Below are 19,336 nucleotides of genomic sequence, written 5' to 3' on the forward strand. Positions count from 1 at the left end.
ATAGATAAAATAGAACCGCCGTATACGGAACCGTACGTACGGTGGTGTGAGAGGACGATGATTAAATTAATTAATTATCTCCTACTCGATTCATATTTTACAGCGTCTTCTGCTGTTACTTTGAAATAACCATCTGGCATTGGGCCACGTTGGTCTTCGTAAAGCTTGTTTTGTACATAAATGGCGACTTTATCGACATTGTAGTTGTAGCCATATGTATTAACTAAAGCATCAATGAAGCCTGCTTCAATACCTGAACCAAGATTAGTTGAGAGATGAAAGCTTTCGTTAAAATAAATATTTAAGATACCACTTTCCTCATCGAGTGTGGCTGAGGTAACAAAGGTATCTTCATTTATTGTTACAAAGTCTTTATTGTCTTGGTTCTCTTTAAGTGCTTCAGTTAAAGCATTAACATAGGCATTTTCGATGACGTCTACTTCCTTATCGACATAAAACATTTGATTCTGTTCTATATCATAGTAATAAAGTCGACTTATCCGTTGTTGAGTGTTAGGTGTTTGATTTGAATCTGAATTATCGTCTTGATTAGAATCATCAGATTCAGTTTTATTAGTTGAATCAGTGTTAGAATCGGAATTATTATCTTCAGGTATGGAAGTTTGGTTCTCTTCTTGATCACTTGTAGAAGAATCGTTTTCAGATTGTGCTGCTTGATTGCTATCTGATTCCTGTTCATTTGCTGGTGAACAGCCAAATAAACTAAAAACCATAAACAAACATGTCATCATTGCTACAATAAATTTCTTCATAAGACCCCTCCTAATAATTCGATTCGATAGTATTATAACAAGAAGAAATGTAAAAAAATGATGTATTATGGTAGGGTTAAAATAATTATAAAAAGTTTTGTGCGGATGATAATTATAATTAATGAACAGAGGTGGAGAAAGATAGGATTAAATTGATTATGATTGCCTTTTTTGTAAGAGGACATCATTCTGATATCGCAAATATAAGTATTTAAGTGTCTAATGATATAGAAGATGTTTGGTCATAATGAAGTTAAATGCCACTTATTAGTATTAGGTTTTATGCTTAAGACAATAAGTGTTTTTAATGGTCTCGATTTTCTTTACCATTGAACTATGTAACATTTGATGTGTTATATTAGTCATGGTTTAAAAGAATAAACGAATAATGAAATTAACTAATAGAGAATATAAAAACTAAAAGAGGTGATTAAGCGATGGAAAAGAAGATTAAAATTCATGTGTTTCACACCGGAGAAGTAGGGGTTGATCCTGCGGTTCCATTTAGAGATGTTTCTCGTAATCCAATTGCCTATACAGGGTTATTTCGAAGTAAAAAAAGGAGAATTTTGCTTCCTGTATCTGCTTATTTAATTGAACATCCGAAAGGATTGGTCTTAATTGATACAGGGTGGCATCGTGATGTTAGAATTGATCAAATAAAGCATATGTCTTGGAAATTAAATTTTGCAAGCAAGGCAAGATTACCTGAAGGAGAGGCAATTGATGAACAATTTGGAAAGCTAGGAATTAAACCAAGAGATTTAGACTATGTATTTTTAACTCATTTAGATGTTGATCATGCAAGTGGACTTGAACTAGTGAAAGAGGCTAAGCATATTATGACAAGTAAAGAAGAACTAGAAGCAGCTCAAAAAGGTGATATTCGATATTCAGATCGCTTTTGGAATGGTGTTAATTTAGAACCATTTGAGATGAAAGTTTCAAGTTATGGTCCATTTGGTAGAAGCTATGATGTGTTTGGTGATGAAAGTGTCTTACTTATTGATGTAGCAGGACATACAAAAGGGACGAGTCTAGTAATGGTTCAGAATCAAGGACAATTTGTTTTATTAACAGGAGATACGGGCTATGCTAAAGAGTCATGGGAAGAGCTTCGTCTTCCGGGGCCTGTTGATGATAAAGAAAAGATGAGAAAGACATTAAAATGGGTTCAGGAAATGTCAAAAAAAGAAGGATGTGTGGAAGTTTTAGCGACGCATGATCCAGAGGTTATCCCTCACGTTATTGAATTGTAGGAGGTCTGAGATGAAGGAGTGTCAATATAGGCTTAAGCGTATTATAAAAGAATTTGAAGTTTGCCATGATGCGCTAGTAGCTATTGGTGATGAAACGAGGCAACTTATTATTATGACGCTTTTAGAAAGTGATTGTAATGGAATTCGTGTCGGTGAAATTACAGAGAAAACGCATCTTTCCAGACCTGCTGTTTCTCATCATTTAAAGATTTTAAAAGAAGCAGGGATGATTAATATGAGAAGGGAGGGAACGAAAAATTATTATTATATGGATGCGAATGAAACTCAATGGGGGCAGATTGCCCAACTTGTAAATCATATTTACGAGGTGGTAAAGGATTTCGCACCCATTGATACAAGGAAGGGAGATGATTAGTATTGTTAGTTAAGTTATTAGTTTGTTTAATTGCTGGTTTAGGGGCAGGGATTGGAACTGGGTTAGCAGGATTGAGTGCAGCAGCAGTGATTTCACCGATGTTAATTAGTTTTCTTGGAGTGCCAGCTTATCAAGCTGTTGGAATTGCTCTCTCTTCGGATGTATTAGCCAGTGCCATTTCAGCGTATACGTATGGAAAAAATAAAAAGCTTGATATCAAGAATGGCTTAGTTATGATGGGAAGTGTTTTAATCTTTACCATGATTGGAAGTTATCTTTCAAAATTGGTCCCAAATCAAATGATGGGGAATTTTTCAATGTATATGACCCTTCTTGTGGGAATTAAATTTATAGTTAGGCCGATTATGACAGCTCCAGATGTAGTAGAAGAAAAGCCTACGCGTACAAAAATTATTCAGTCTATTTTATGTGGCGTACTAGTCGGGTTTATTTGTGGATTTGTGGGTGCCGGTGGCGGAATGATGTTGCTTTTAATTTTAACGAGTGTGCTCGGCTATGAATTAAAAACAGCTGTTGGAACCAGTGTTTTTATTATGACTTTTACTGCCTTAACAGGAGGGGTCTCACATTTAGTGATCGGGGGCATGCCTAATTTAAAAATATTGTTTTTATGTATGATTTTTACACTGATTGGAGCAAGAGTCTCAGCAAAATTTGCAAATAAGGCTTCAGCTAAGGTTTTAAATCGAACATTAGGTGTAGTACTTACTGTTATCGGTGGCTTAATGATCATTATGGATTTATTAAAGTAAGAAAAAAGTGAATTAGATTTCAAAAGTTGAAATTTTTAAAGTCATCGACAAGCGCTAGAGTGCTGTGAAAAGGGAATGAATATTAATTTTGTTAGGTTTTAAGTGAAAAAGTTCAATAAAAAAAGTCATTGAATAGTTGTGTGCTATTTCAATGACTTTTTAAATTAAATGAATTTTATTTTTTCTTTATTATCATTGTAATCAATGATGATATCGGTGCAAATTTTAGGTGAAAGATTCGCTTCACAGATTTGAGCTAATTGGATTAGGAAATATTCACCTGTATAGCAATATAGACTTAACCCTTCAGGTTTTAAAACATAGGAGATTGGAAGGACCTCCATCACTTCATGATTTATCTTTAATTTAATGAAGACTTGATTGTCTAGAGCCTGATTGATTGTTTGACAGAGTTCGGTTTCTAAATCAAAAGTAGGAGAAGGTAAGTCAATAATTAAATGTTTTTGAAGATGATTGATGATGTCCGAGCATTTATTAGGGTCCATGAGTCGAAATTTATCGATCAAAGAAGCTTCATGAATACTTTCACTGAGATGTTCTCCAATATACAAGGAGGTGATTAGCGCACAGTAGTCACTCTGTTTAAGAACTTGTTTAGCAATAATATAGTTTTTATCTATTTCAACGCCACCATCTTTTCCACGATAAATAATAATTGGAATACCTAAAATAGATAATTTATCTAAATCTCGTTGAATTGTTTTGGTTGAGACATTGAACGTTTTAGCTAGTTCCTTGATTGTCACTTTTGAGCTGCATTTTAATAGATAAAATATTAAATCTAATAATCTCATGCTACTGTTATTTATTATTTTTTAACCACATGATAGCGCTATAGGCATGCATAGCGGCGCCTGTTACAAGAATATCTTCATTAAATTGTACCTTTTCATTGTGCATTGGTTGACCAAATAAAGGATTTTCATTCTTTGTACCAGCGCCTAACATTAAATAAACACTTGGTACTTCATAAGAGTAAGAGGCAAAGTCTTCTGATCCCATACCACCTTGCTCAAATAAAATAACTGCTTGTTCGCCTACTAAATCTTTTACATATGAAGTTACTTCGTGCGCAAGTTTATTGTCATTAGCTAGTGGTGGAGTAGATGATAACTCAATTAATTCGGCTTCTCCTCTAAACATTTTTGCTGTCGATACAACGATATCGTTGATGCGATTAAAAATAAATTCTCCAATCTCTTTATCTAAGCTTCGGATAGTTCCTTCCATAATCACTTGTCCAGGAATGATATTAGGAGCATCTCCACCTACAAATTTACCGATAGTTACAACGGCTGGTTGAGTAGTAGCAATTTCTCGGGCAATAATTTCTTGTAAAGAAATATAAATGTGTGCGGCAATATTGATTGGATCGACACCTGTTTCTGGCATTGCTCCATGACATCCCTGTCCGTTAACGATGATTCTGAAACGATTGCACCCTGCAATAGTCGTTCCTAATCCACATAAGACAAGGTTCGAAGGTGTTCCAGAATGGACATGCATCGCCATTGCTGCATCTACTTTAGGATTTTCAAGGACACCAGCTGCGATCATCTTTTTAGCACCAGTAAAACCTTCTTCATCAGGTTGGAAAACAAGTTTAATCGTTCCTTCAATTTGACTTTGATTTTGTTTTAATAACTTAGCAGCACCAAGTAACATGGCTGTGTGCATATCATGTCCACAAGAATGCATGCATCCATTCGTTGATTTAAAATCACAACTTGTTTCTTCTTTCATCGGTAAAGCATCCATATCTGCTCTTAATAAGAATGTTTTTCCTGGTTTTTCACCTGAAATTGTCGCAACAATTCCACTCTCACAAATTTCTGTTGGTTCATATCCAAACTCTTTTAATTTATCCATAACAAATGCTTTTGTTTTTGGAAGAACAGCTCCGACTTCAGGGTTTTCGTGAATGATTCGTCTGTAATTAATTAATTCATCTTTGATTAATAAGGCTTGTTCAATAAATGGATTCATAATTATCCCTCTTTACTTTCTAAATTTTATTTAATTAATGTCTATCATAACAAATAAATAGGACATATATAGTCTACATTAAAATTATTTTTTATACATAATAAAAAATTTTTTTCTTTGTTTTTTTAGAATATAAGCCCAGATAAGTTTTTTTACATCGTAAAAATTTTAAATGCCTTAGTAGCGTGGGATTAGATTTCTTTGAGAGATTTTTAGGTACCTATTCCCTAGCAGTTGAGAATAAATATTCTTCAAAAATGCTAGTAAATCTCTAGACTATAATCTGTCCTAGGATTAACGGCGATCATTAGCTAAGACTGATGTAGAATTGTAAAATACATTTCTGTTTCGTGAAGATTTTTTACTAACTATAATGATAACGGTTAAAAAAAACAATTGCTTTTATAGAACTCTCTGAAAGAATATGATACGATGATAGCAGTATCATTTAATTAATGAATATCATTGCATGAAGAGGAAGATGTATGTTTAATCATGAACAAATCAAAAAATTTACAGATGTAGAGATGTTAATCTATAATTATGTTATACAAAATTCGCAAAATATTCGATATATGACGATTAGAGAATTGGCGGATGCCGTTCATGTCTCAACTTCAGCTATTATGCGTTTTTGTAAGAAGTTAGACTGTGAAGGGTATGCGGAATTTAAGGTTCAATTCAAGTTGTATTTGGAAGATAAGAAAGAAAAACAACCATTAAATGATATATCAGAAGTCATGAATTATTTTGAGACCATTGATAATATTGAGTTTGAAAATAAGATTAATCAAATTGCTGAAATCGTTAGTGCCTCACAACAAATTGTCTTTATAGGGGTTGGGACTTCAGGGATTTTAGGAAAGTATGGGGCTCGCTATTTCTCTAATATTGGAAAGTTGAGTTACGTAATAGATGATCCATTTTATCCTAATATTGGTCATATTAGTGAGGAGATTGTTGCTATTGTTCTTTCCGTATCAGGGGAAACAGAGCAAACAATTAATTTAGCCAGACACTTTTTACAGCAACGTTGTACAGTCGTGAGTATTACAAATAGTATGAATTCAACGTTAGCAAAAATGTCACATTACAATCTTTCGTATTATATGACAAATCAAAAGAATAAGAAAGAGTATGACATTACGACACAAGTTCCTGTCATTTTTATTTTAGAGTCCATTGGAAGAAGAATTAAATAAAAGGCGTAGACACAGTAATTGTGTTTACGCCTTTTTTCTGTCACAAGGTGTTTCGTCTATGTCACAAGTTTCAAAGGTATGATACAAATTCTTGTTTTTTCTAATAAGAATGACAAAAAGCTCTTTATTATTTAAAATAAGTGTGCAAGATAGTTAGAGAAATGATGTGGAGGTATTAAAATGGCTAGAGATTATGCACAGACAGCCAAAGAGCTAGTTGCTGCTTTAGGTGGGAATGAAAATATTAATAATGTTACTCACTGTGCAACGCGTTTACGTTTTATTTTAAGCGATCATAAAGTGGTTAATAAAGAGAAAGCAAGTAAAGTTCAAGGGGTTATTACAACGGTAGAAGCAGGAGGGCAATTTCAAGTTGTAATTGGGAATCATGTTAAAGATGCTTATGAACAAGTACTAAAATTAGTAGATGTTAGTGAAGAAAATGTCTCAACTTCAACAGAGAAGGTTGGCATTTTTAGTCGAATCATTGATATCATTTCAAGTATCTTTGCTCCGTTCTTATATACATTAGCCGCTTGTGGGATTTTACAAGGGATTTTAGGAGTTTTAGTTGCATTAGATTGGATTGATACAGCAGATGGAACATACCAAGTTTTAAATTTTATTTCTTGGACAGCATTCACATTCTTACCTGTTTTAATTGCGATTACAGCAGCTAAGAAATTTAAGGTTAATGAATTTATTGCCGTTGTTATTGCTTGTGCCTTAATTTCACCAGATTATAATGCAATGGTGAATGATGGAACACAGTTAAGCTTTTTAGGAATTCAAATTCAAATGTTAAGCTATACATCATCAGTTATTCCAGTTATTTTAGCAGTATGGTTAGCATCTTATGTTGCAAAATTCTTTGAAAAAGTATTACCGACAGTTATTCGAAACTTATTCACACCAATGTTTACAATCGCTATTATGGTACCAGTTACGTTATTAGTTTTTGGACCATTTGGTGCAACAGTTGGTGGAGCGATTGGAGATACATATAATTTCTTATATAACTTAAGTCCAATTGTGGCAGGTATTGTTGTTGGGGGGCTTTGGCAAGTAGCAGTTATCTTCGGAGTTCACTGGGGAATTACGCCGGTTACAGTAGGAAACTATGCTTCGCTTGGATTTGATACATTTACAGCCCTTCAAGCATCTGCTGTATTTTCACAAGCTGGGGCAGCCTTTGGGGTATACTTTAAATCTAAAAATAAGGAATTAAAAGAAGTTTCTTTACCAGCGGCTGTTACAGCTGTATTCGGAATTACAGAACCTGTTGTTTATGGAGTTAACTTAAGACTTAAAAAACCAATGATTTGCGGATGTATTGCTGGTGCTATTGGTGGAGCGATTGCGGGAGCGTTTAATGCAGTCTCATGGAGTTATAATATGCCTGGTATTGCCACAATTCCTGCCTTCTTTAAAGTAGGATATATGACGCCATTTATTGGATTTATTATTTCAATCATTGTATCATTTGTACTTGGTATGGTATTAACAATGATCGTTGGATTTAATGACGAAAAATAAACAAATTAGTAGAGTTAAAAGAGCAATGATCGACTCATTGCTTCTTTACTATTTTGAAGCAGAAAATTATTTAAAAAATTAGATTAGGAGGTCCTGCTATGAATCAATTACCTAAGGAATTTTTATGGGGTGGGGCTGTTGCAGCTCACCAAGTAGAGGGAGGCTATAATAAAGGTGGTAAAGGAATCAGTATCGTCGATGTTTTAACAGGTGGAGCTCACGGTATCGATCGAGTGATTACAGATTCAATTGAAGAAGGTAAATATTATCCTAATCATGAAGCCGTTGATTTTTATGGTCATTACAAGGAAGATATTGCACTATTTGCTGAATTAGGATTTAAGTGCTTTAGAACATCTATTGCATGGACACGAATTTTTCCGAAAGGTGACGAATTAGAACCTAATGAAGAGGGGTTAAGATTCTATGATGACTTATTTGATGAGTTATTAAAATACAATATTGAACCCGTTATTACGTTATCTCACTTTGAAATGCCATATCACTTAGTTAAAGAATATGGAGGATGGAAAAATCGTAAGGTTATTGATTTCTTTGTTCGTTACAGTGAAGTTGTGATGAAACGTTATAAAGATAAAGTTAAATATTGGATGACGTTTAATGAAATTAATAATCAAAAAAATTATAAGTATCCATTATTCGGGTACACATGTTCTGGAGTTATTTTTAATCATCATGAGAATCCTGAACAATGTATGTATCAAGTCGTTCATCATCAATTAGTCGCAAGTGCTAAAGTCGTAGCATTAGGACATCAAATTAATCCAAACTTCCAAATTGGGTGTATGATGGCGTGTGTTCCGTTATATCCATACTCTTGTAAACCAGAAGATATGATGTATTCTGTTGAATCAATGCATGATCGTTATTTATTTAGTGATGTTCATGTACGTGGTGAGTATCCGACTTATGCAATTAAGGAGTGGGAACGTAAAGGATTTAATATTGATATGGAACCAGAAGATAAAGAAATCCTTAAAAATGGAACAGTAGATTACATTGGATTAAGCTACTACATGACAAATGCAGTTAAAGCGGACAATGTCGTAGAAGGAAATGGATTATCTGGATTCCCAGGAAGTGTACCAAACCCACATGTTAAATCATCGGATTGGGGATGGCAAATTGACCCGATTGGATTAAGATATGCGTTAAACTTATTATATGAACGTTATCAAAAACCTTTATTTATCGTAGAAAATGGTTTTGGAGCTATCGATACAGTTGAAGAGGATGGTTCAATTAATGATGATTATCGTATTGATTACTTAAAGGCCCATATTGAGGAAATGAAAAAGGCAGTAGTATTAGATGGTGTAGACTTAATGGGATATACACCTTGGGGATGTATTGATTGCGTCTCATTCACAACAGGTGAGTATAAAAAACGTTACGGATTCATTTATGTTGATAAACATGATGATGGAACGGGAACGATGAAACGTATGAAAAAGAAAAGTTTTAATTGGTATAAAAAAGTTATTGAAACAAATGGCGAAGAATTATAATTTATTAACCTAATTAACCATAAACCATGAAAAATAAAAATCATTCATTATAATTTTAGCTTGAAATAATAAAATTACCTAGAATAAGGGAAAAGGGCTACCTCTTTTAAAAATGAGGTAGCCCTTTTTATGTATCAAAAACCATTTATTTTAAATAATCTAAAAGTACTTCTTTAACCATTGAGACAACACCAAGTGTTCCCACTCCTTCTTGGACATCTTCTACAACCATGGCAATGGATACGTTAGATGAATCTAAATCTGTTGCAATAAACCATCCATTTTCGCTTCCTGTTTCACCTTGAGATGATTTGATCTCAGCTGTTCCTGTTTTTCCAGCTAATTTAATTCCATCAATTTTAGCTAAATGTCCAGTTCCATCACTATCTTCAACAACTGCACTAAAGGCATCTTGTAGGATAGAAAGATTTTGTGTTGAAATGACTGACTCTTTAAGAACACTCGGTTGGTGATTATCGGTCAAAATAAGAGTGGGAGCCATAATGTTTCCGCTATTTGATAAAGCACTGTAAGCAAGTGCCATGTTTAATGTTGAGACCATGATTTCTCCTTGTCCATATCCTGTATCTGCAAGAAGAATATCACGATTAAGCGTTCCATTATTAGAAATTTGACTCTGTTTGATTGGATAGCCAATGGCTAAGTCTGTTCCAATAGTAAATTGTTCGGCTCCTTTAATCAGTGCCTCACTTCCCATTTCAAGAGCATTCATCCCGAAATAAATATTGTCCGAATATTTAACAGCTTCTTTTAAAGCAACGTTTGTTTGAGCATTAATCCGTCTAATATGATAATTTCCCCAGGAGCTATCTTTTTGCCACTCCCTCCCATTGATTGTTTTGATTTCAATTGGATCAAGCGTTCCATTTTCGAGTCCTATTGCTGCTGTAATGAGTTTAAATGTTGAACCTGGTGAATAAAGAGTAGCAAAACGATTTTTTTCATCAGCAAACTGAATTTCTTCACGGTGCTGTTGTTCACTTTTTGTCATATAAGTTGTAAACCAATTGGAATTATAAGATGGTGAGCTAACTAAGGCTAGAATATCACCCGTTGTTGGATCGACGGCTGTTGCTGAACCTTTTTCACCATTCATTTTTTGATAGACAGTTGTTTGTAAATAAGAATCGATAGAAATTTTGATATCTTCTCCATGTTGTGCTTCTTTTAAAGCAAGAGTTTCAACCTTAGTACCATCGCGTTCAATATAAATTTCAACTCCGTTAATTCCTCTTAGTGTTGTCTCATATACTTGTTCAAGTCCGGCCTTTCCGACCATTGAGGCTGTGGTATAAATGCCTTCTTCATCTGCTTTTAATTCTTCTTCACTGATTGGTCTAATATATCCTAATAATCGCCCGAATGCTTCATCATTTTTATAGATTCGACCTTGCTTACTTTGTGTTAAGATGCCTTCTTTACGACGATTTTCTAATAATGTTAATTTAGGGGAATCTGGAAGTAAATCCACAATAGGGACAAAATAGTCTGGATTTGAATTCGCAGCTAATTTTTTTGTAATGGTCTCTTCGCTAATATCTAATATATTAGCTAACTCTTTAATTTTATTATCTCTGTTCTCCTCATCAAAAATAGCAGGATGGATTCCAACTGTAACCAGTGTGCCATCTGATGCGAGTGCTTCTCCATTTCGATCAAGGATGCTTCCGCGATTTGCAGTTTGAGTGCTGACTCTGACCTTATCACCACTTTCCATCATCGGGAAAATTAAGCTCTCTGACCAAATGACTTTTAACTCTTTATCCTCTTTTATAAAAGGAAGCTCAAAATCAGAACGATTGACTTCTCCCGCAACAGTATTCATTGTTAATGAGAAAGGAATCACCTTATTTTCAGTATCAATTTCTCCCATTTCAAGGTCAATGTTGCTGGCCTTAATTCCTGAATAAATATTTGTATATCTTGTTATAAAATCTTCTTTTGTTATTGCTTGTTGTGACTCACTGCTTAATAAAAGATATAAACCTTCATAATCTTCATTTACCAATTTTTCTTCAAAGCTTTCAAATAACAATTTTTCAGCATCTGATGAACAACCAGTTAAGAGTAAGGCACAAAATGCTACAATTCCTAGAACTCGTTTCATTATAATCCTCCTTTTGTTAATTTTCTTTATTATGTAAAGTTATACCATTTTTAGAAAAGGAATTAAACGATATTTCCTTAATCATCTTCCTAATCTTATATAAAGGTATTTAGAATACATGTATTTTATTCCTAGTCAGAACTATGACTTCAGATCATTTCATACTAAACTAAACAATTTTTTAAAGGAGGGGATAATTTATGATAAGAAAAGCTGCAATGAAACAATTATTTAATTTTGTTCAAGATGAATACAACATTAAATCTAGTAATCATATCCAAGGTACTTTATTAGATATGTTTGGGAGTTTTATCGAGGAAGGCACTTGAAGCAGAATTAAATCAACACTTAGGTTATAGTGAATATGATTTGAAACAAATCTATCAAGCGATTAATTGATCGGCAGCAGAACAAGATTTTAAAATTTTTAAAAATAAATGGATTCCCATTATGCTATTATCCGTTAGAATGTGGGAAAATAACATCGAAGAAGTTTATTAACTGTTTAATTTTTCTAAAGAAATTCGAAAAAAATTGATACGACAAACGCCAGTGAAAGCTACAATAGATAATTAAGAAAAGTTCTACAAGGAAAAGGAGCTTTTCCAAATGAAACATAGGTGATGAAATTAATCTGTCTTCAAACGATGGGTGCCCTGGCAGAGAACGAAGTGAACGATCCTCAACTGCTAGGGTATGGGTGCCCTGGCAGAGAACGAAGTGAACGATCCTCAACTGCTAGGGTATGGGTGCCCTGGGAGAGAACGAAGTGAACGATCCTCAACTGCTAGGGTATGGGTGCCCTGGCAGAGAACGAAGTGAACGATCCTCAACTGCTAGGGTATGGGTGCCCTGGGAGAGAACGAAGTGAACCAACCTCAACTGCTAGGGTATGGGTGCCCTGGCAGAGAACGAAGTGAACAATCCTCAATTACTAGGGTATGGGTGCCCTGGCAGAGAACGAAGTGAACGATCCCCAACTACTAGGGTATGGGCATTCCAGTGAATATCCATGTCCAGATATCTATCCAATAGGATAGTAAATAGTCTTTTAGATGATAAGTAGATAGTTATATTTATGATATAATAGTTTTAGTAGGACTATTTAAAGTAATTCATGTTAGAAAGAGTTATTCCATATGTTCTAATCCCAATACTGGAGTTTATCGAAAAGCGAATGTATTAATCAGTGGTAGTATGCAGCGAATACCACTGCTAATACGGATGATTTTGTTGAATTTATTGTACATGCAGCAGACAGAAGTTTTGATACTTATTTATATTTAAGTGGATAAAATATAACCATTATCTCAAATCAGATTATAATATTGGAGTGTGAAAATGATGGCATTAGAGAAAAAACTACAACAAGAAGTTATGAAAAATTGTGGACTTGCAGAAAAAGAGTATGGCTGCAAAATGACAAGATTTCTACAAACTATAGAAAGATTTGGAATAGTTAGAACGGCACAAGAAATTTTTAGAAAAGGTAGAACATCGGATTGTTTTAATAAATTAGCAGAAGTGGGGCATCTTGAATTAACGATGGAGGCAACGATTGTTAAAGGTGAATATGCCGAATTATTCACTGATGAACAAGTCAATTATTGCTATGAATTATTATGCGAAAAAGGATATTACTAAATGTAATAAATTTCAGTAGCTCCTAATATACAAAAACCATTATCTCAAATCAGATTTAATCTGAACTCAGATAATGGTTTTTATTTTGGCCAATTTCCTGTAACAGTTGTGGACAAGAATTTTTTGGTGGAGATGGGGCGTTCCGGTTAGTATCCACGTCCAGATATCTATCGAATAGGATAGTAAATAGTCTTTTATATGATAAGTAGATAGTCACATTTATGATATAATAGTCTTAGTATTGCTATTTAAAGTAATTAATGTTAGACAGGGATATTAGATCATTGGAATAAATGACTTTAACAGTCCATAATAGAATAAATGAATTTATAAAGAGAGGAGAGTTTTTATGTTTACGTTATTAGATGAAAAGAAACAATTGTTAGATAATAATCGTCCTTTAAGTAGAGAGGTTCTAACGAATTTAAAGAAATATTTTGATGTTGAATTTACCTATAATTCAAATGCCATTGAAGGAAATACATTAACGATTACTGAAACAAAAGTAATCTTAGAAGATGGTCTAACAATAGGTGGAGGCAAAAGTTTAAGAGAACATCTCGAAGTTTTAAACCATAAAGAAGCTATTGATTATATACAAGATGTCGTTAGTAAAGAGTTTGATTTATCAGAAAGAGTCATTCGAGATCTTCATCATATTATTTTAAAGAGCATTGATAATTCAAATGCTGGTGTTTATCGAAAAGCAAATGTATTAATCAGTGGTAGTATGCATCGACCACCAGAATATTTTCTTGTAGAAGATAAAATGAGAGAGCTATTAGATTGGTATGATGAAAATAAAGAAACAATGCATCCCGTAAAATTAGCAGCATTATTCCATTTTAAATATGTTTATATCCATCCTTTTATAGATGGAAACGGCAGATCAGCGAGATTATTAATGAATTTAATTCTACTAAGAAATGGATATCCACTAACTGTTATTAGAAATACTGACCGTGTAGATTATATGAGTGCATTAGAAAAAGCGAGTACGACTGGTAATACGGATGATTTTGTTGAATTTATTGCACAAGCAGTAGATAGAAGTTTTGATACTTATTTATATTTAATTGGATAAAAAGTTAAATTGAATTCGATATAAAAAGCATTATGTTGAATGGTTAGAGTCATAAATACAATATAAAAACAAAAAGTATGATAAAAATCTAAGATTCTACCGATTACGACAAAAAAATAACCATTTAGGAAATGTTGTTCTAAAAAAAGATAACGGATGATATTATGTTGAGGGATTAGGAGAGAAGAAGGAGGGTGAAATGTCCTATAGTGTCTAAAAAAAATTTGGGAGATTTAATAGCTACAAATATTGCTTGTTGGATTAAAAAAAGAACTTCTATAGATGAATTAGAATATTTAAAAATAAAGTTGGGAATCGAAGTTATTCTGATTAATCTTATGAAAGGGATTATTGTCTATGGGGGGGCTTTAGTGTTAAATATATTTTATTTAACGTTAATTTTTCATAGTTCTTATCTTTTTATAAGAAGTAAGTCTCATGGTTTACATGCAGAAACAAGTGCGAATTGTACTATTATTAGTGTTATTTTATTTGTTCTATTACCGTATATTTCGAAAGATATGATATTTAGTGACTTTTTTATTTTTATTATTTTTGTTATCTCATTTTGTTGCTTGATTTGTTATGCTCCAGCAGATACAGGTAATCAGCCATTAATTGGTAGAGAAAAAAGAGGGGAATTGCGCAAACAATCTCTTATAAGATGTGTAATTCTTTTGTTGATTACATTAGGTGTTCAAAATAGTATAATGAAGGTTATGATAACATTGGGAGTTATCTCTCAAATTATTTTTATTTTACCAGTAACTTATAAGTTATTGAAAAGGAGTTATAATAATTATGAAAAATATGAAGAAGAATTTAATGAATGAGTTCAAACAAGGTGCTGCGAAATCCTTGGGGAAAATAGCATCAATAACTGGTGATGCGGCTACTGATGGTGTATGTATTGGTTTTATTTATGAGCCTAAAGTACCTAAAGAATTATTGGTGAATAAAGCTTTAAATAAATAATAGGTACAGATTTTTTAAAAAAATCTAATCTTTTGATATAATATAAGCATTAAATTATGGAGGGAATTTGATGCTTATTTTTTTTATACTGTTTTTAGAATTACTTACGTTATTAATAGGAGTTAATATTTTATCTGATGATGGAATAGGGATAAAGAATTTTTTGCTATGGTTATTATTGATTCAAATCATTGGTCAATTTTTTTACATGGAAATAGGGTTTTTGGCAATATTTTTGGTTCTGTTCTTTTTAATCACATGTTTAATTATTAAATCTAAGAAGATTTTCTCCAGTATTTTAATCACTTGTTTACCTTTGGTTACCCTCGTTGTTACCAATTATTTTGCTCAAGTGATGGAGATGTATGTCGTCAAAGACCTTTTAAGCTCATTCATTGTGAATTATGATAGAGAAATAGTTGCTACGATTCTTACTTGTATTTTAACGATTTTAGTTTGCTATTTAACAAAATATGTGATAGGGAAACTTCGCAGATTTATTATTTTAGAAAGAAAATATCAGATTTTAATCCTCATTTTTCTTTTATTTATGATAGTTATTTTTTATGTCAATATATTTATAGGTCAAATTCAGGGGTTTAGTAGTGAACATATTACACTTACAAGTATACTTTTTTTTATTTATGCTTGTTTATTATGTGGTGTTTATCTGGCTTTAATTTATACATTAAATAAAGATTCAAAAATGAAGCAAGAACGAGTTTTGAATCAACAGTTACATGATTATACTATTCAACTTGAGCAATTTTATAATAATTTAAATAGTTTTCGTCATGATTATCTTAACATTTTAGTGAGTTTAGAAGAAGGTATTCGAACAGAAGATATCGAGATGATAAAAGGAGTCTACCATAGAGTAATTAAACCGACAGAACAAATTGTAAAAAGTAATGATTATATTTTAGGGAAGGTCCGCAAGGTTCATATTGTTGAGATTAAGAGTTTACTGGCCGAAAAAATTATTAAATCTCAAGCTAAAGGAATTGATGTAAGAGTAGAAATAGAAGAGATTATTGAGTCTATTTATATGGACGTATTTTCATTCTATAGAGTTTTTTCTATTTTATTAGATAATGCTATTGAAGGTGCGAGTACTACAAGTAATTCATATATTTCAATTGTATTTATTCAAGATAAAAATATTCAACGAGTAGAAGTAGAAAATAATTGTAAAGAAAAAGAGATAAATTTAAAGAATATTTATAGAAAGGGATATTCTTCAAAAGGAAGTAATAGGGGGATTGGGTTATATAATGTTCAACAAATCCTAAATGAACATAAATATTGTACTTTAGAAACTTCTTACAACACAGGAGTATTTATACAAACTTTAATATTAAAAAGAGAGGAGAAATAAGAGTTGAATATTTTTATTTTAGAAGATGATGCGATTCAAAGAATTCGTTTAGAAAGAATTATTAAAGAATTACTTGATAAAAATAATGTCCCGTATCAGAAAATATTTACTACATCTAGGCCAGAAAATCTGTTAGATGAGATGAGTTCGATGGGAAGTCATCATATCTATTTTTTAGATTTAGAGATTAATAATTGTTCACGAAAAGGATTGGAAATTGCTCAGATTATACGTGCAAAAGATCCATATGGAACAATTGTTTTTGTTACAACTCATTCTGAATTGGCACCTAAGACATTTTCATATAAAGTTTCAGCACTTGATTTTATTGAAAAAAATCAAGGCGAAATTAAGTTTAGAAAAAGAGTTGAAGAATGTTTAATTATTGCTAATCAATATCAGGAAAAACCAATAAGTGAGGATTCCTTTATGTTTGAGAATAAATATACGAAATTTCAAGTTCCATTTTCTGAAATTTTATATTTTGAAACATCTGAAGTTCCACATAAAATTAACTTAGTAACATCTAAAAAAAATATTAGCTTTTATGGAAAGTTAAGCGAAGTTGTTAAGGTAGATGATCGTCTTGTCAGCTGCCATAAATCATTTGTAGTAAATGTATCAAATATTATTAGTATTGATAAGAAGAGTAGATTAGTCTATTTTAATAATGATGTATTTTGTTATGTTTCTCGAAGGCTGTTAAAAGGTGTTGAAAATAAGATGGAGGAGTTCAATATGAAAAAAGTTCAATATGAAAGTTCCTGAGTGATCAATTTAAATCAGACAATTATTTATCACAAACTAAGCAATTACAATGTGCCAAGCGTAAGTACGTAATATAAACATGTCTATTTTAATTTCTATCTCTGATATATATTAAGGAGCAAAGGGTTATAAGTTGTAAAATGACAGTATGTATTATTGAAACATTACAACATCCGATTGGAAATGAAGAGATTATTTTAGATTAATCAGATTTGGTTAAGATTAAATTTGAAATCATTGAAGTCTAGAAATTAGATGTAACAATTGAAAAGATACAGAAATATGATATGATAGTAGGAAGCGTTGCAGATGATAAGGTGGTTAATACAGTGGAACTTTATTCGGATCGGTTAATTAGTAAAGAAGAATCGTTAAGAAGATTAAAATATTATAAACCCAATTTTCAAATTGATATCATTAATCAAGAAGTTATTAATGATTACTTAAAATATAAGAAAGTTGAGAGATATAATAGAAGTAAATAAAATTATTACAACTAACATTTGCAAGAATTACCGAGAGGGCCTAGTTAAAGAAACGCATATCACTGAAGAAGGGGACTATTCTATGCGTCAAAAACTTATCAATTAATTTCATAAGGAATTAGTGATTTATATTTTTAGGGTGATGGATATCTAATAGATGAACTTATGTTAGAGTATCATCTGAAAAAAGATATTGGATATTATTAAAAGTAAAATTATATTTATTGTTAATCAGAGAAGTTGACCTACAGAGTTAACTTCTTTTTTTTGATTAATTGTTTACCTGATAGGTAATAATCCATATTATGTGCTTAAATTTTTATATAGCATACTTAATATTACAATCTGTATATAAAAAAATTATGCTCTAGTAGATACAGCTAAACAAGCATTGATTGGAAAAGATAAAAGTTAGATTCTAGACACTAGAGTACTTTTTGAATGCATTTTTATAGTATTTAACTAGGAGATAAGTATTCAAATGAGGAATTAATTCTATAATTATTATACCAGTTAATGTAGTAGGTAAACTCATGGACTAGTTACCTTGTGCTTTAAACATCTGATTGCTTACAAATCTCTAGTTAATTACTTTATAAGCGGCCTCAGCTATAGTGGTATTATAAAAGAACTCTTTCATATTTAATGATTATTTAATTTCAAATACATCTAGAATCCTGCGCATATGTCAAACATATGTAGGATTCTTACATTACTTTGACTAAGAAATTTTCTTCAGGACAAATTGTTCTGTATATACTCTACTTCATTTAATATCTTTCTTGCTCTTTGAATAAAATAGGATTTGATGTATGAAATCATTAAAGAGTATGAAGTATGCGGAAAATTCGAGGTTTAATTGCGTTTATTTTTAAAACTTGTATCTTATTTAGTGTCACAACTTATCAATCAGTTTACTGTTTTAAATAGCTAATGATCAGAATCAGTATTTTAGTGGATAGGATACAATTAATTAGACAGTTTTTTTTAGGTCATGTAGAATTATAATTAATCCTACAAAAGAAGACTTTAACATGACCCAAACTGAACCTCGTAGATCTCTTCGAACTTATACTGATGAATTTAAAAATCAATTAGTTTAACTTTATTTAAATGGAAAACGTAAATGTGACTTTACTCGTGAATATGATCTTTCATCTTCCTTACTCGATAAGTGGATTAAACAATCAACGTCAACTGGTTCTTTTAAAGAGAACGATAATGGAACAGAATTTGTGTAAATAATCGAATATTTGAAACAGCATAGCAATTAAAATATGAATTTTCAGATTATATTAATTGGTTTAATATCCATCGTATTCATTACTGAAATATTTAATAGCAGTTCAGTATCGCCCAAATTCCCTTAAAAAGTTGTTTAGTTTAGTTTAGTGTTGATAATGTTTATAGTATTCTAAT

The 19,336-nt window shown here is 31.9% G+C and carries 18 protein-coding genes and 2 pseudogenes; 15 read left to right on the forward strand and 5 right to left on the reverse strand.

What is annotated here, in order from left to right:
- Window positions 1–74: 74 nt before the first annotated feature.
- Window positions 75–773, reverse strand: coding sequence for a GerMN domain-containing protein (locus NEH74_RS09330; RefSeq protein WP_262941317.1), 699 nt, complete (start codon window positions 771–773; stop codon window positions 75–77).
- A 437-nt stretch (window positions 774–1,210) separates the two neighbouring features.
- Between NEH74_RS09330 and NEH74_RS09335 the strand changes: the two genes are divergently transcribed.
- From NEH74_RS09335 to NEH74_RS09345, 3 genes are read left to right on the forward strand one after another with little or no spacing between them, the layout of a single operon-like run.
- Window positions 1,211–2,032 (forward strand): N-acyl homoserine lactonase family protein, encoded by an 822-nt coding sequence (locus NEH74_RS09335; protein ID WP_055277255.1) that lies wholly within the window; start codon window positions 1,211–1,213, stop codon window positions 2,030–2,032.
- A gap of 10 nt (window positions 2,033–2,042) precedes the next feature.
- Window positions 2,043–2,408, forward strand: a complete 366-nt coding sequence (locus NEH74_RS09340) for an ArsR/SmtB family transcription factor (RefSeq protein ID WP_055277252.1) — start codon at window positions 2,043–2,045, stop codon at window positions 2,406–2,408.
- A gap of 2 nt (window positions 2,409–2,410) precedes the next feature.
- Window positions 2,411–3,181, forward strand: a complete 771-nt coding sequence (locus tag NEH74_RS09345; protein ID WP_055277250.1) for a sulfite exporter TauE/SafE family protein — start codon at window positions 2,411–2,413, stop codon at window positions 3,179–3,181.
- A gap of 164 nt (window positions 3,182–3,345) precedes the next feature.
- On the opposite strand, the gene NEH74_RS09350 is transcribed toward NEH74_RS09345, so the two are convergent.
- Window positions 3,346–3,996: a helix-turn-helix transcriptional regulator gene (locus tag NEH74_RS09350; RefSeq protein ID WP_055305478.1), complete on the reverse strand. Its 651-nt coding sequence runs from the start codon at window positions 3,994–3,996 to the stop codon at window positions 3,346–3,348.
- Between the two features lie 7 nt (window positions 3,997–4,003).
- Window positions 4,004–5,188, reverse strand: coding sequence for a M20 family metallopeptidase (locus NEH74_RS09355; RefSeq protein WP_262941318.1), 1,185 nt, complete (start codon window positions 5,186–5,188; stop codon window positions 4,004–4,006).
- A 485-nt stretch (window positions 5,189–5,673) separates the two neighbouring features.
- Here NEH74_RS09355 and NEH74_RS09360 point away from each other — a divergent pair, with 485 nt between their 5' ends.
- The 3 genes from NEH74_RS09360 (at window position 5,674) to NEH74_RS09370 (ending at window position 9,455) form a co-directional block, all read left to right on the forward strand.
- Window positions 5,674–6,390, forward strand: coding sequence for a MurR/RpiR family transcriptional regulator (locus NEH74_RS09360; RefSeq protein ID WP_055277244.1), 717 nt, complete (start codon window positions 5,674–5,676; stop codon window positions 6,388–6,390).
- Between the two features lie 180 nt (window positions 6,391–6,570).
- Entirely contained in the window at window positions 6,571–7,926 is a 1,356-nt protein-coding gene (locus tag NEH74_RS09365; RefSeq protein WP_055277242.1) for a PTS transporter subunit EIIC, read from the forward strand.
- 98 nt (window positions 7,927–8,024) lie between these two features.
- Window positions 8,025–9,455: a 6-phospho-beta-glucosidase gene (locus NEH74_RS09370; RefSeq protein ID WP_055305476.1), complete on the forward strand. Its 1,431-nt coding sequence runs from the start codon at window positions 8,025–8,027 to the stop codon at window positions 9,453–9,455.
- 145 nt (window positions 9,456–9,600) lie between these two features.
- Here NEH74_RS09370 and NEH74_RS09375 read toward each other — a convergent pair whose 3' ends face one another.
- Window positions 9,601–11,583, reverse strand: a complete 1,983-nt coding sequence (locus NEH74_RS09375) for a penicillin-binding transpeptidase domain-containing protein (RefSeq protein WP_055305475.1) — start codon at window positions 11,581–11,583, stop codon at window positions 9,601–9,603.
- A 200-nt stretch (window positions 11,584–11,783) separates the two neighbouring features.
- On the opposite strand from NEH74_RS09375, the gene NEH74_RS09380 reads away from it, so the two are divergent.
- The 8 genes from NEH74_RS09380 (at window position 11,784) to NEH74_RS09415 (ending at window position 17,917) form a co-directional block, all read left to right on the forward strand.
- Window positions 11,784–11,912 carry a hypothetical protein gene (locus NEH74_RS09380; RefSeq protein ID WP_256644756.1) on the forward strand — a complete coding sequence of 43 codons (129 nt, stop codon included), beginning with the start codon at window positions 11,784–11,786 and terminating at the stop codon, window positions 11,910–11,912.
- Window positions 11,913–12,927: 1,015 nt separating this feature from the next.
- A complete protein-coding gene (locus tag NEH74_RS09385; protein WP_238581289.1) occupies window positions 12,928–13,227 on the forward strand; it encodes a hypothetical protein in 300 nt (99 codons plus the stop codon).
- 349 nt (window positions 13,228–13,576) lie between these two features.
- Entirely contained in the window at window positions 13,577–14,311 is a 735-nt protein-coding gene (locus NEH74_RS09390; RefSeq protein WP_009606334.1) for a Fic family protein, read from the forward strand.
- A 209-nt stretch (window positions 14,312–14,520) separates the two neighbouring features.
- Window positions 14,521–15,144 (forward strand): accessory gene regulator B family protein, encoded by a 624-nt coding sequence (locus NEH74_RS09395; RefSeq protein ID WP_172676271.1) that lies wholly within the window; start codon window positions 14,521–14,523, stop codon window positions 15,142–15,144.
- A complete protein-coding gene (locus NEH74_RS09400; protein ID WP_082427820.1) occupies window positions 15,113–15,286 on the forward strand; it encodes a cyclic lactone autoinducer peptide in 174 nt (57 codons plus the stop codon). The genes NEH74_RS09395 and NEH74_RS09400 overlap by 32 nt, the downstream gene beginning before the upstream one ends.
- Before the next feature lie 70 nt (window positions 15,287–15,356).
- Window positions 15,357–16,664, forward strand: a complete 1,308-nt coding sequence (locus NEH74_RS09405) for a GHKL domain-containing protein (RefSeq protein WP_055305472.1) — start codon at window positions 15,357–15,359, stop codon at window positions 16,662–16,664.
- A gap of 3 nt (window positions 16,665–16,667) precedes the next feature.
- On the forward strand, window positions 16,668–17,432 hold the full coding sequence (locus NEH74_RS09410) for a response regulator transcription factor (RefSeq protein ID WP_055305471.1): 765 nt from the start codon (window positions 16,668–16,670) through the stop codon (window positions 17,430–17,432).
- Between the two features lie 272 nt (window positions 17,433–17,704).
- On the forward strand, window positions 17,705–17,917 hold the full coding sequence (locus NEH74_RS09415) for a DUF3990 domain-containing protein (protein ID WP_262941320.1): 213 nt from the start codon (window positions 17,705–17,707) through the stop codon (window positions 17,915–17,917).
- 458 nt (window positions 17,918–18,375) lie between these two features.
- On the opposite strand, the pseudogene NEH74_RS13720 reads toward NEH74_RS09415, so the two are convergent.
- Window positions 18,376–18,438 (reverse strand): annotated as a pseudogene (locus NEH74_RS13720) (hypothetical protein); the annotation flags it as partial.
- A 513-nt stretch (window positions 18,439–18,951) separates the two neighbouring features.
- Between NEH74_RS13720 and NEH74_RS09420 the strand changes: the two are divergent.
- A pseudogene (locus NEH74_RS09420) lies at window positions 18,952–19,146 on the forward strand (transposase); the annotation flags it as partial.
- Window positions 19,147–19,336 lie beyond the last annotated feature (190 nt).

Origin of the sequence: Turicibacter sp. GALT-G1, from assembly GCF_025594995.1 — a bacterium.
In the GTDB taxonomy this organism is placed as follows: domain Bacteria; phylum Bacillota_I; class Bacilli_A; order MOL361; family Turicibacteraceae; genus Turicibacter; species Turicibacter bilis.

What these genes read in the sequence shown, in the direction of transcription:
- NEH74_RS09330 (WP_262941317.1), bottom strand. Translation starts at nt 773, where the DNA reads ATGAAGAAATTTATTGTAGCAATGATGACATGTTTGTTTATGGTTTTT.
- NEH74_RS09335 (WP_055277255.1), top strand. Translation starts at nt 1,211, where the DNA reads ATGGAAAAGAAGATTAAAATTCATGTGTTTCACACCGGAGAAGTAGGG.
- NEH74_RS09340 (WP_055277252.1), top strand. Translation starts at nt 2,043, where the DNA reads ATGAAGGAGTGTCAATATAGGCTTAAGCGTATTATAAAAGAATTTGAA.
- NEH74_RS09350 (WP_055305478.1), bottom strand. Translation starts at nt 3,996, where the DNA reads ATGAGATTATTAGATTTAATATTTTATCTATTAAAATGCAGCTCAAAA.
- NEH74_RS09355 (WP_262941318.1), bottom strand. Translation starts at nt 5,188, where the DNA reads ATGAATCCATTTATTGAACAAGCCTTATTAATCAAAGATGAATTAATT.
- NEH74_RS09360 (WP_055277244.1), top strand. Translation starts at nt 5,674, where the DNA reads ATGTTTAATCATGAACAAATCAAAAAATTTACAGATGTAGAGATGTTA.
- NEH74_RS09365 (WP_055277242.1), top strand. Translation starts at nt 6,571, where the DNA reads ATGGCTAGAGATTATGCACAGACAGCCAAAGAGCTAGTTGCTGCTTTA.
- NEH74_RS09370 (WP_055305476.1), top strand. Translation starts at nt 8,025, where the DNA reads ATGAATCAATTACCTAAGGAATTTTTATGGGGTGGGGCTGTTGCAGCT.
- NEH74_RS09375 (WP_055305475.1), bottom strand. Translation starts at nt 11,583, where the DNA reads ATGAAACGAGTTCTAGGAATTGTAGCATTTTGTGCCTTACTCTTAACT.
- NEH74_RS09380 (WP_256644756.1), top strand. Translation starts at nt 11,784, where the DNA reads ATGATAAGAAAAGCTGCAATGAAACAATTATTTAATTTTGTTCAAGAT.
- NEH74_RS09385 (WP_238581289.1), top strand. Translation starts at nt 12,928, where the DNA reads ATGGCATTAGAGAAAAAACTACAACAAGAAGTTATGAAAAATTGTGGA.
- NEH74_RS09390 (WP_009606334.1), top strand. Translation starts at nt 13,577, where the DNA reads ATGTTTACGTTATTAGATGAAAAGAAACAATTGTTAGATAATAATCGT.
- NEH74_RS09400 (WP_082427820.1), top strand. Translation starts at nt 15,113, where the DNA reads ATGAAAAATATGAAGAAGAATTTAATGAATGAGTTCAAACAAGGTGCT.
- NEH74_RS09405 (WP_055305472.1), top strand. Translation starts at nt 15,357, where the DNA reads ATGCTTATTTTTTTTATACTGTTTTTAGAATTACTTACGTTATTAATA.